This window comes from Paenibacillus sp. N3.4 (genome assembly GCF_008017805.1).
Lineage (GTDB): Bacteria > Bacillota > Bacilli > Paenibacillales > NBRC-103111 > Paenibacillus_E.
Genome location: NZ_VRTT01000028.1, coordinates 1 through 11,166, shown reverse-complemented (window position 1 = coordinate 11,166; position 11,166 = coordinate 1). Strand labels below are relative to the sequence as shown.

The 11,166-nt window shown below is 42.1% G+C and carries 12 protein-coding genes and 1 pseudogene; 4 read left to right on the top strand and 9 right to left on the bottom strand.

Going from position 1 to position 11,166, the window contains the following annotated elements; all coding sequences use genetic code 11:
* Nucleotides 1-15: 15 nt before the first annotated feature.
* The 4 genes from FU659_RS15780 to FU659_RS15770 all read right to left on the bottom strand — a co-directional run bounded on the left by FU659_RS15780 (nucleotide 16) and on the right by FU659_RS15770 (nucleotide 4,173).
* Complete coding sequence (locus tag FU659_RS15780) at nucleotides 16-1,035, bottom strand: LacI family DNA-binding transcriptional regulator (RefSeq protein ID WP_147948465.1); 1,020 nt, start codon at nucleotides 1,033-1,035, stop codon at nucleotides 16-18.
* 165 nt (nucleotides 1,036-1,200) lie between these two features.
* The gene (locus tag FU659_RS15775; protein ID WP_147948464.1) at nucleotides 1,201-2,547 is read right to left on the bottom strand and encodes an ABC transporter substrate-binding protein; all 1,347 of its coding nucleotides are present in this window, start codon (nucleotides 2,545-2,547) and stop codon (nucleotides 1,201-1,203) included.
* Between the two features lie 580 nt (nucleotides 2,548-3,127).
* Nucleotides 3,128-3,214 carry a putative holin-like toxin gene (locus tag FU659_RS36390; RefSeq protein ID WP_222708561.1) on the bottom strand — a complete coding sequence of 29 codons (87 nt, stop codon included), beginning with the start codon at nucleotides 3,212-3,214 and terminating at the stop codon, nucleotides 3,128-3,130.
* 158 nt (nucleotides 3,215-3,372) lie between these two features.
* Nucleotides 3,373-4,173: an MBL fold metallo-hydrolase gene (locus FU659_RS15770; protein WP_147948463.1), complete on the bottom strand. Its 801-nt coding sequence runs from the start codon at nucleotides 4,171-4,173 to the stop codon at nucleotides 3,373-3,375.
* Between the two features lie 131 nt (nucleotides 4,174-4,304).
* Between FU659_RS15770 and FU659_RS15765 the strand changes: the two genes are divergently transcribed.
* On the top strand, nucleotides 4,305-4,733 hold the full coding sequence (locus tag FU659_RS15765) for an Lrp/AsnC family transcriptional regulator (RefSeq protein ID WP_147948462.1): 429 nt from the start codon (nucleotides 4,305-4,307) through the stop codon (nucleotides 4,731-4,733).
* Nucleotides 4,734-4,781: 48 nt separating this feature from the next.
* Here FU659_RS15765 and FU659_RS15760 read toward each other — a convergent pair whose 3' ends face one another.
* The 5 genes from FU659_RS15760 to FU659_RS15740 all read right to left on the bottom strand — a co-directional run bounded on the left by FU659_RS15760 (nucleotide 4,782) and on the right by FU659_RS15740 (nucleotide 9,225).
* Complete coding sequence (locus FU659_RS15760; protein ID WP_261807844.1) at nucleotides 4,782-5,213, bottom strand: DUF6526 family protein; 432 nt, start codon at nucleotides 5,211-5,213, stop codon at nucleotides 4,782-4,784.
* A 149-nt stretch (nucleotides 5,214-5,362) separates the two neighbouring features.
* Nucleotides 5,363-5,815 (bottom strand): hypothetical protein, encoded by a 453-nt coding sequence (locus FU659_RS15755; protein WP_147948460.1) that lies wholly within the window; start codon nucleotides 5,813-5,815, stop codon nucleotides 5,363-5,365.
* A 268-nt stretch (nucleotides 5,816-6,083) separates the two neighbouring features.
* Entirely contained in the window at nucleotides 6,084-6,767 is a 684-nt protein-coding gene (locus FU659_RS15750) for a TetR/AcrR family transcriptional regulator (RefSeq protein ID WP_147948459.1), read from the bottom strand.
* 51 nt (nucleotides 6,768-6,818) lie between these two features.
* Nucleotides 6,819-7,994: an FAD-dependent oxidoreductase gene (locus tag FU659_RS15745; protein ID WP_147948458.1), complete on the bottom strand. Its 1,176-nt coding sequence runs from the start codon at nucleotides 7,992-7,994 to the stop codon at nucleotides 6,819-6,821.
* A gap of 94 nt (nucleotides 7,995-8,088) precedes the next feature.
* Nucleotides 8,089-9,225 carry a DHA2 family efflux MFS transporter permease subunit gene (locus FU659_RS15740; RefSeq protein ID WP_261807843.1) on the bottom strand — a complete coding sequence of 379 codons (1,137 nt, stop codon included), beginning with the start codon at nucleotides 9,223-9,225 and terminating at the stop codon, nucleotides 8,089-8,091.
* 582 nt (nucleotides 9,226-9,807) lie between these two features.
* On the opposite strand from FU659_RS15740, the gene FU659_RS15735 reads away from it, so the two are divergent.
* The 3 genes and pseudogenes from FU659_RS15735 to FU659_RS15725 form a co-directional block, all read left to right on the top strand.
* Entirely contained in the window at nucleotides 9,808-10,461 is a 654-nt protein-coding gene (locus tag FU659_RS15735; RefSeq protein WP_147948457.1) for a TetR/AcrR family transcriptional regulator, read from the top strand.
* Nucleotides 10,462-10,466: 5 nt separating this feature from the next.
* Nucleotides 10,467-10,832: a DUF4180 domain-containing protein gene (locus FU659_RS15730; RefSeq protein ID WP_147948456.1), complete on the top strand. Its 366-nt coding sequence runs from the start codon at nucleotides 10,467-10,469 to the stop codon at nucleotides 10,830-10,832.
* A gap of 45 nt (nucleotides 10,833-10,877) precedes the next feature.
* Nucleotides 10,878-11,166: pseudogene (locus FU659_RS15725) on the top strand (formylglycine-generating enzyme family protein); the annotation flags it as partial.

Here is an 11,166-nt window from a genome sequence, read left to right as displayed (position 1 = left end):
TCCACTCTTTTAGATTTAGGTTGTTTCCCTCTGTATGAGAGTAAGGGGGACCTCGACGTCTCTGGCCTCAGGTTCCTGATTGGAATCAGACTTATGACCAATCTTGATCAAAAGCTTATTTATTGCCGTTTGAGCTTGGAAGGTGTAAGGAATATCCCAACTTGTTAGACCTGGAAAGCTATGCTCTGCAATGTAATCATTATTAATGCTAATTATTTTCAATTGGTTAGGAATTACGATTCCGAGTCTTTGCGCCGCTGTTAACAACGGTAAAGATACGTGATCATCAAATGCAACAATTCCCACAGGTGTCGAGTGACGTTGAATGAAGCTTTTCAGAAAATCGTCAACACCTAATCCCTTGCCATCCACCAATTCATGTGGAATTCCATTTCCGTATTGCTGAATACCCGCGATAAAACCGATGCGTCTCTGCTCATCTATGACATTCGATCGTTTGCTGCCCACATAGCCTATGGCCTTGCAGCCACTTGCGGCAAGCAAAGCAACGGATTGCTTACAAGCCCCGGCAAAATCTAGGTTCACCGCACCGATGGCGATGTCTTCCGGCCAGTTCCAGCCGTTTATCAGAACTAACGGGGTTCCGCTGTTCACGATCGATCGTGTAGAATCAAACCCCATCGCCAAACCGTGGCAAATTAACCCTTCCACTCTGCGTTGCAGCAGCACTTCTAAATTCCTGCGTTCAATATCCGGATCAGACCCGCCTGATGAGAAGACAGACAGATGAAATCCTGAATTGTGGGCTTCAATCTGCAAATGCTCAGCTAACTGTCCATAATAACCGTTCAAGCCCGGCACAATGAGTCCAAGCTCGGAGGTTTTGTTTCGACTTAAACCCGCAGCCATTGTATTTCTTCGATAGCCCAATTGCTCAGCGATAATTTCTACCTTGCGTATGGTTTCTTGCGAAGAACGGATACCACCTCGATTTAACACATTGGAGACCGTGGCAATCGATACGCCAGCTGCTTCAGCCACTTCTACAATGGTAATTGACTTTCGCTTGCTCATGCATTCAACCCCGTTTTGTTAAACGTTTAACATCCTCTATTAGCTTAAATTGAAACGTTTAACCTGTCAAGAAAAAAGTACGGATTATATTCGTACAAAGTGAACCATAAATAATAAAACCAAGCCTCTCTATGGGTTGAGAGAACTTGGTTTTACTTCGGCATTTTATTGCTTGTTCTTAGCTAAAATGGCATTAGCATCTTTACGGAATTTGACTGCTGCCTCTTCTACGGTCGTTTTCTTGTACAAAATTTGCTCACTGGCGGATCTCAGTAATTTCTCGATCTCTACGGCTCCTACAGGATTTGGCGGATCCATTGGCGAGCTGTTTTGCTCGGCCCAAGCAACATACTCGAATACCTTCGTTTCATTCAGTGAAAGCAGCGGTTTAAGCGCTTCTTTGACTTTGGAAGATACCGGAACACCACGCTCGCCTTTAATCAGTTTGTTAGCTTCAATATCATTAACGAAGAAGTTGATGAATTTAACCGCTTCTTCCTTTTGTTTGGAACTGTTCGTCACAGAGAAATACATGCTTGGTTTCAAGAATAAGCCTTTGTTGCCATTAGGTCCGGGCAGCGGGTGCATTTCAAGCGGGTGCTTGGAAGCGCCTGCTGTCGCTACATATTGGTTTGACCAGGCATTCGTGGAGATGGAGTTCCCCATCAACATTTCATCATCTTCCGGCGTTCCTTTCTTCTGTGCTTCTTTGTCGAGTGGAAGAATGTAACCAGCGTCATACCATTTTTGGTAACGTTTAAAGTAATCAATGAATGGTTTATCGTCAGCAAAGCCAAGCGAAGTTCCATCCGCACTATACATTTTTTGATCAACGGTTCTCAAGTAGTAAGGGAAAAAGACATCATGACGGAAAGCGAATCCACCGATCATTTTACCTCCGGCTTTAGCCTTTGCTGCAATCGTTTCGAAGTCATCCCACGTCCAATTATTCGCCGGTGCCGTAATTCCGGCAGCTTTAATTGCATCAGAGTCCATCATTGTCATCAAAGCATTGACTCCCAAATTCATGGCGACAAGCTTGCCGCCGACCTCACCACCCGATAAGGCATTTGGGCTTACAGCGGTTACATCCAGTAGACCATTCTTCGTGTAAGGTGCCAAATCCACAAGCTGATTCTTACCACCGTATTGCGTCAAGTAGGAGATATCCATTTGGATAATGTCAGGCAACTGGTTCGCTGATGCTTGTGGCGCAAGTTTTTTCCAATAATCATCAAAAGCTGCAAACTCCGTTTCGATCTTCACGTTCGGATTTTTCTGTTGATACAGCTCAATTACTTTGTTGGTGTAATCATTTCTAGCTTGCCCCCCCCACCAAGCAATACGGAGTTTTACCGGTTCCTTGCTTGCTGTTGTTGGTGCAGCCGTTGCAACTGTCGGTTTGGTTGGTTCACTGCTTGCAGTTGGTGCGGACGTTTTGGTACCTGACGAGCAAGCCACAGCTGTGAACATCATGGATAGTGACAAAGCTAAAGTAAATACTTTTTTCATCTCTATTCCTCCCCTAATTGAATCGAGTGTAATGGATAACGCTTACATGTTTATTATGTATCTTTCTCGTATAAAGTTTAATCCACTTACTAGAGGTGTTTGTTCAAAAAACAGTGATATCCACAGAGCGGCTACCTGAATGCTGCCTTTAACAAAAAATCAAAAAAATAAAACCATTTCCTCGCTTCCTACGTAGTACTTTTCATGCATAACATTCTTACAGGGTTAGGGAGGTTTCTTGCTTATGACAATGACACTTGCTTTTCACCAAACCGTTTCAATCCGTGATTCAATCTCCATGCTGGTCTGGTATTTACGTAAGAAACGAAAAGCGTAGCCTGACTCGTATCCCTACGATAAGAAATGCGTAAATAAGGCTTTTCCTACGTAGAACCAAGACGTAGGAAGAGCCCTTTTTACTGTGGATCACAAGTTATTATTGAAAGACGGACACGGAAGATAAGGTGTTTTTTCATAACAAAAAAAGTCAGATCATTTGATTTGATCCGACCTGTACGGCGACTTGCAATTGGCGGTTTGTATAAGTATGGTTTCAAACCAAAACTAGAGCCAATTCAGATCATTTCCTCTTGTCGATGTAGGATAGCAAAGTGAGTAAAAATAACCCAAATGCAAACATGATTGAAATCGATTGAAAGATATCCATGTTTACAGCCTCCACCTTTCCAGTAAGGTGTCCGCCTTTGTACAAGTCGACTTACTGTAAAGTTTACATCTAATTGGATAATTTTGGTAGTGACTCCAGAACTACTCCCGCACATTTTCTTTCTACATAATTCGATTTAATAATTACTTAAAATCAACCTATTTACAGGAGAGGCCCTCTGGGGTGTTAACATGAACGGACATTGAATCCCATGAACAAGTTTCACCGTCCTCAGGGATATTGACTTGGCCTAGAATACCTCTGGCTTCCAGCTCGTTGCGCAAGTCGGTTCTTGTGACCAGACAATGATTAATCGTATCCATATGGACCGCAATTACTTTCGTATAGGGTGCGTATTGAGTTAAACTATCTACATCATCCGTATCCATCGTAATTGGATCGCCTACCGCGAACCTTGCCCCGCCAGCATTGACGACAGTCACGTCAGGACGATAAGTGTCCAATGCCTGCTTCACCTCGTCACACCAAATCGTGTCCCCTGCTATATATAGAGTAGGTTCGCCATCTGCTTGAAAAACAAACCCTGATACACGTCCCATTAGCTCTCCAATATCGCCTGTTCCATGCTGTCCGCGTGTTCGACTAATCGTTACACCTTTGAACTTTACTGTCGTATTGACCACGGTCACCGATGTGAAACCAGCGGAACTAATCGAAGCATCATCCTCCGGTTGGCACAAGATAGGTATGGATTTCGAAAGCGCTGCTGCAGCCACATCATCCCAATGGTCTGGGTGCAAGTGTGTCAGGAGAACCGCATCAGGAGCAAGATAACGATCAAGTGAAAACGGGAGAGGTACAAGTGGATTCCGCCTATCATTCGTAGAGTTGATGATCGGAGGGTTCGCCCCAACGTCACTAAACATTGGATCAATTAAAAAATGTACACTTCCATATTGCAGCCATATTGTAGCATTGCGAACCAGTTGGAGTTTCATTGTCATGCACCTCTTCATTTGTTATCATTTATTGTTCTGATACAATTATAGGATATACCTAATGAAGCACATACAACCCGGTGAAATAAAAAAACAGGTTTCATTTTCACAATGAAAGGAATTCTCTATAGATGAGTAACTTTATTATTGACGAGATTGATCTACGAATTTTGCAATTTTTGTTGGAAGACGCTACCCGGTCTCACAAGGACATCGGACGGCTCGTCCATATGACAGGGCAGGCGGTTGGTGCTCGTGTTCGAAAACTTCAGGATATGGGTGTCATTGAAGGCTATACGTTACGCTGGAATCCTGAAAAAATCGGACAAATGGTTCATGCCTTTGTTACCGTTTTTACATTATCCAATACGGCCCATCAATCCTTTCAGACATTTGTCCAGCATACCGATCAAGTCGTTGAAACACACCGGGTAAGCGGCGAAGGCTGCTACTGGATGCGTTTGCGGGTTGGCACATTAATTGAGTTAAATACCATTCTCGACGAACTTTTAAAATTCGGAAACTACAAAGTTAGCCTATCGATTGGACAATTGAAATAAAAAACCTTGAAGAAAGTCCTCAAGGTCAATTCCTTACATTCAATTGGCTCAAACTCTATAATGGTCGGCTCTCCAATGTGTGATGGATTTCTTTATCATTTTAGGCTCAATTCCTGTTTCGGCGGCCTTCTTGCATAATTGAGGAAAAGACTCATCCTCCGCGAAACGAAGTGAAATGATCTGCTGCAAGCTGAGTCTTGGGTCTAAAGGTTTCCCAGTAAGATGAACGTGTCGAAAGTTCTCCTCATTAAAAATGCTGCGATCCTGCAACTGAGTAGCAAATTGCCGAACAAGCACCACCAAAATAACCATACATACTGTAACACCAAAAATCAAGAGAGAAGAAAAACTAAATTGCTCTATGAAGATGTGTACAATTGATGCAATGAAAACAATAAGTGAAATCGGTGCTAGGACAAAATGGTACAAGGGTACAAATTTTTTATGATTGTCATAGCTTTGCAATTTGAGATTACTCAATTTTATACCTCCCTTTACATTGACTTGCGACATCGCACTCTCTCCTCATCCCACGAAACGTTTCTGGAGCCTCAACCCTTCCCTCAATAACGGAAAGACTCTTTTCTCCCTTCGGCAAACGGATCGTTTGTAGTTCATTTAACCGTCAACTATGACTGATATGGTGGAGGCTCCAACACCTTGTATGTTCCTTCTCTTTTTTCTACAGAATAAAAAAATGTGTCTGATCTTCTTTGAGTATCACCCACGTCGAATAAGGTCCCATCTGAATTCCGAAAGTTTACTTTATACATAAAATGATTGTCATCTATTTTTGTACATTCCATGATTTCATTCAGGTAGATATGGGTCGGGATCACTTTTAAATAATTTCCGAATATTTTTTTCTTGTTATCTCTTTGTTTAACCGGAGAAAATTGTTCCAAGAATGTATATTCTCCCCCGAATATTTTCACTAACATACCGGCATCTTGATCTGAAATCGCCTGCAAATACATTTTCAACGCTTTCTCGGGATCATCTATCTCTTTATCTGCACCACAAGATGTCATGAGAAGAACAATAGCAATTGTTAAGAACATGACTAAAATCGTTTTTTTCAATAAGACCCTCCCAACTTTTATCAGAATGAATGATTTATCATTTCAATTTCCAATAGTAAAATTATACCATATTATCGAACAGCCGAAAGCAATTAATTCCCCAAATGAGCCTCTCCATTCTTCTAACGAACTGAAGCGACCCTTAAAAAGGCTCGATTCCATCCTTTTAACAAAAATTAAATAAGGTTAAGCTTCCGCTTCATTTAAAAAAACCACTTCATAGGAAGTGGCTTGAATTTATGGTTTGGTAAGGCAAAGCATCAAAGGTTTAACTTTTCACGTGCAAAATTCCTTGTAGAATCACCTCAAGCCCCCATAGAAAGCGTTCATGCCCTTCGGAAGTCATCTCTCCCCCAGTCATCACGTCCTTCAATGCGGTAAGCATCGGATATTTCATCGCATTAAGAGATTGGTAAGAAGCGGAGAGCGCATGCAGCGGTGTCCCTTTCTCAATGCGTGAGACTTGTTCGAATGCCACGGATGAAGTATAAAGTAGCAATAGATCTACTCCCCACGCCGCTGAAGTCGAGCTGATTCCTCCTTCATGCAAACGTGCCAGAATATACTCCGTGATCGCTAATGAATAAGGTCCGATCGGAATCGTCGTAAGTGCGAGCTCTGCGATACCCGGACATTCATATAGTACTTTTTGATACGAGAAAAGCATCTCGAACAGCAGCGATTTCCATGATCTTTCATTTACATCCGGCAATACAACTTTGTGCAGCCCGCCATCCAGCACATAAGCGCTTAGCTCCTGTAGATTCGTCACATAGACATAGAGTGAAGAAGGCCCCGTATCCAGCGCTTTTGCGACCCTGCGCATACTCAGACCGGGCGCACCTTCGTTTTCCAATAATTCTAAAGCGGTTTTTACAATAAGTTCTTTACTTAGCGGCTCCTTAGCAGGCCGAGAACGACGACTAATCACGGTTCGATTTGTATTATTCATAATTATCTTATAGCATACCCGCCAAGAATAGTAAATTATCGATTTAAAAAATCAATGAGATACCGCCTGATCATGAAATCCGTCAAACAATTTCTTCAAATTAGCCGCCGCATCATTGGAGAAAATAAGCTTGAGATTATTATCCGACTGCTCGGCTGAGCGGGAAGAATAAGCGAACATTTTCTCCTCATAGATACTGATTGCTTTATTGATGTCGTCATTTTCAGCTATTGCAAGCGCCAATTCCGATGCATCCAGCATCGCTAAGTTCACACCTTCTCCCGCAAATGGAGACATCAGATGCGCAGCATCACCGATTAGTGTGACACCAGGTTTGTGATCCCATTTCAAATCTACAGGCAGCATATAGATGCGTCTTGGCATAATGGTATCGTTGGCCCATCGGATATAATTTTTCAGCTGCTCATCCCAATCGCTAAAATAGGCCATCAGTTGACGTTTCGCATCCTCGGGTTGGTTGAACGGAATGTTGCAGGTATCTACCCAGTCTTGTTCGGTTCTAAAACTTAGGTATACCTTTATACGACCATCCCCGTTCAGCTGCGCAAGAATCGCTTTATGATCCCCACGGCCAAACAGCTTGCCGCGAGCATTAAAGGCAGCGAGTTCAGGATGTGCTACAGCGGCATCGTCCACATTAAGCTCCACCATACTGAGTCCGCTATATTCAGCTTTGGCATCCGTGAGTAACTGACGAATACGGGAGAAAGCGCCGTCGGCACCAACGACAAGATGGACAGTATCCACATGACCATTCTCGAAGTGAAGCTCATGCATCCCATTATCCAAAGGAATCGCTTCAATTAACTTGTATCCATACCGAAGACACTCAGGATCGATGGCGTTCAGCAGCAGTTCACACAAAGTTCCGCGGTCGATTTCGGGCCGCTCTCCCGCATCATCCATGTCCGCCACTTCATCTATATATACTTTGCCCGTTTTATCGAGCAGCCGGAAGTCTTCTCCTTCATAGCGGGCAATAGCTTGGAACTGCTCGTAAAGGCCCGCTTCTCTGAGCGCAATTTGCCCGGAATCATGATGAATATCTAAAGATCCGCCTCTATCACGGTTTGTATCGGAAAGTTCACGTTCATAAACAACGGGTTTAATGCCATGTCTTTGCAAAATTAAAGCCAGAGTCAGACCCCCTGGTCCTCCCCCAATAATGGCGATACGTTGTTGATCTTTATTAGTTGTTGATGTCATGAAAATCAGCTCCTCAGCTAGTTTGTGAATGTCTTGTAAAATTTATTAAAAATTGAGTTTTGTTCGATCGCAATCATTTACTCTGATTCTGAATCTATTCATGCTTAGGTTTATGAAGAAATAAGCTAAGAACGAGTCCGATAACGGCCAATCCAAATGGAATGTAAAAAGTGTGACTGAATGCTTTGGAAAGTGCGGATAAGTTATGAATATCTTGTACAGCAGTAATCTGGTGAGATAAATAGGCAGTAATTATGGTAATGCCAAATGAGGCAACTATTTGTTGAGCCGAAGTCGTAATGGGCGTGACTCGACTGACAAGATCCTTTGGAGCAGATTTCAAGACATGAGTATTGATCTGCATCATGGTAAGACCTTGACCCAGTCCGAGAAATGCAAGACAAATTGTAATGACCAACGTGCTGGTATCCACTGATATTTGGGTCATGGCGAAGAGTGAGCACACGGTAGAGAGAATACCCATAAAAACAACAGGTCTCGGACCGAATTTATCAAACAGCCTGCCTCCCACATTGATTCCGATGGATGACATAATGGCTTGAGGAATGACGAGCAGACCCGCATCCAAAGGAGATAAGCCCTTAACTTGCTGCAAATATAAAGGAAAAAGCAGGATGGAACCGAATAAAGCCATCATATTGACCCAGGCAAGAATGATACTTCGCGTGAATTCCACGGATCGAAAGGTACGAAGTTCAAGCAAAGGCTGTTTTTGCCGCAGTTCTACCCTTATAAACACTAGCAGTGCAGTAATTCCGATCGCTAGCGTTATCATTGTCGAAAAGTCGGACCATCCGTTATTTCCACCTTCATGAACAGCGTAAACAAGCGACGCGAAAGCAATGGGGGCAAGTATGGCACCCACGACATCTAGTTTCACCTTTGCGCTTGCTTTGGCAGAAGGAAGATATTTTTTGCCCATAAAGAAGGCAACAATACCTACAGGAAGGTTAATTAGAAAAATCCAGTGCCAGTTTACATATTCAATTAACCAACCAGATAACACAGGACCCAATATAGGAGCTAGAAGCATCGGGAGTCCCAAGATCCCCATAATAGACCCACGTTTGTCAGGTGGTGAGATTTGAAATGCCATGGCAATACCGATTGGAGCAACCATACCTCCTCCTAATCCTTGGATAATTCGAAACACAATTAACTGCTCTGATGTTTGCGCGAACGAACATAATAATGAACCTAGCACAAACATGATGATACTCCATAAAAATACCCGTTTTGCCGAAAAACGAATCTGAAAACCATCCCGCTAATGGAATTACAGCAGATAAAGCCAACGTATAACCGGTAATTACCCATTGGATCGTTTTGAGATCAGTATTGAAAATCTTCACGAATTTGGGAATAGCGACATTCATTATTGTGCTATCCAGGATAACGAGAAACATTCCGGTGGCAATGGCTAACAGGGTTGGCAGAATGGCTTTTAATGAAAATGCAGCTTGAGAACTATTTGCTTGCTGATTCATCTTATCTATCCCTCCCTTCTTATTTTCATCTGATTTATTTGAGTACAGCTATAGTTATATCATAACGAACACTGTTCGTAAAGAACAATGTTCGTTAAACAAAAATGGAATTACAGGAAAACAAACATCAAGCTTAGGTACTTACAAATTGATATATAAGGTTCGGTACATACGGTGTTAATACGGTCCTTCTATCGAATCGAGTACTTGACAGCGTGGTTCATATCCTATACATTTTATTTATTCCGTCTGTTCGGTATAAATAAAGTGATCAGTACTCTTTTCATGAAATGAGGAAGCAAAAAATGCCTAAAGTAGGAATGGAACCAAAACGCCGAGCAGAAGTAATTAACGCCACACTTATGTGTATTAGCACACATGGGATTGATGGCATGACATTGGATAAAGTCGCAGAGTATGCGGATTGCTCAAAGGGTGTTGTCACTTATTACTTTAAAAATAAGGATAACTTGATTATCGAGGCTTTCAGGTCGTTCTTAGCCTATTATGGTTTGAAAATCCAATCACAAATTCAGCATACAATGACTCCGGAGGCCATGATTGAGGTTACACTGAAAAATATCCTTCCATCCTTTTGTGAGGATATGCAAGGGTCCGTCAATGTATCGGATCTTGAGGGTATTGAAAGGATGCATATCCCACACGAGGCTCAAGCAAAGCTTTTTCTTCATTTTTTTTCCAAAGCAGCATTGGATCCCCGATTACAAGAAGTCGTTTCAGCGGGCTATAGAGAAGACATGGCAGGTATTGTGAAAATTTTTGACTATGGCAACCTGCTAGGCAATATGAAGGTCAATGATCCGAACAGCGCGGCTTATGGGCTCCTAGCCATGGTGGTAGGATTAAGCTTCTTTCGAGTAGCAAATGTACAGCCAATGAACGGTCAAGATAATCGATATATTTGTGAGGACTATGTTAAAAAACTAATTGGAGGATGATGATTATGAAAATAACTAAAATAATAGAGAATGATGTGGAAATTGCCATTATAAGCAGCAGTGAGATGCTAATCACGGATGCTCAGTCGGCATTAGATTTGATAGCAACCGTAAATTATGAGTCTGGCTGTAATCGAATTATTTTGAATAAGTCAGCCATTTGTGAAGATTTTTTTAACTTAACAACACGGCTTGCAGGGGAAATATTACAAAAGTTTATTAACTATCACGTAAAAATTGCCATAATAGGTGATTTTTCTGAGTATTCAAGTAAGAGTTTTAAAGATTTTATTTATGAGTGCAACAAAGGGAAAGATATATTTTTCATGTCTGATGAGAAACAAGCTATACATAAGTTGAGCATCAGTTAGGGGGATCGAAGGGTGACGGTTTTGAAGAGTGATTTTGGCTATCCCATGGTGAAAATTCCAGGCGGAGAAATAGAATTAAGAGACGATCGAACAAAAAGGATATGGAAGGCCCAAATACGACCGTTCCTTCTTGCCCAGTATCCTGTAACCATGGAATTGTATTGTGCGATTACTGGGAAATCACCCATTTCAATTGACAAAAATCAAAAGCCTGCTGTGAATATGTCATGGAATGAAGCCATTTGCTTATGCAATCTACTTTCTCAGAAAGCTGGACTGAACGAATGTTACTCGATAAGTCATGACAGTGAGGAAATCATCTGTGATTGGGAAT

Excerpts from the sequence above, each read along its gene's own strand:
- FU659_RS15780 (WP_147948465.1), bottom strand. The coding sequence starts at position 1,035 with ATGAGCAAGCGAAAGTCAATTACCATTGTAGAAGTGGCTGAAGCAGCT.
- FU659_RS15775 (WP_147948464.1), bottom strand. The coding sequence starts at position 2,547 with ATGAAAAAAGTATTTACTTTAGCTTTGTCACTATCCATGATGTTCACA.
- FU659_RS36390 (WP_222708561.1), bottom strand. The coding sequence starts at position 3,214 with ATGGATATCTTTCAATCGATTTCAATCATGTTTGCATTTGGGTTATTT.
- FU659_RS15770 (WP_147948463.1), bottom strand. The coding sequence starts at position 4,173 with ATGAAACTCCAACTGGTTCGCAATGCTACAATATGGCTGCAATATGGA.
- FU659_RS15765 (WP_147948462.1), top strand. The coding sequence starts at position 4,305 with ATGAGTAACTTTATTATTGACGAGATTGATCTACGAATTTTGCAATTT.
- FU659_RS15750 (WP_147948459.1), bottom strand. The coding sequence starts at position 6,767 with ATGAATAATACAAATCGAACCGTGATTAGTCGTCGTTCTCGGCCTGCT.
- FU659_RS15745 (WP_147948458.1), bottom strand. The coding sequence starts at position 7,994 with ATGACATCAACAACTAATAAAGATCAACAACGTATCGCCATTATTGGG.
- FU659_RS15740 (WP_261807843.1), bottom strand. The coding sequence starts at position 9,225 with ATGTTTGTGCTAGGTTCATTATTATGTTCGTTCGCGCAAACATCAGAG.
- FU659_RS15735 (WP_147948457.1), top strand. The coding sequence starts at position 9,808 with ATGCCTAAAGTAGGAATGGAACCAAAACGCCGAGCAGAAGTAATTAAC.
- FU659_RS15730 (WP_147948456.1), top strand. The coding sequence starts at position 10,467 with ATGAAAATAACTAAAATAATAGAGAATGATGTGGAAATTGCCATTATA.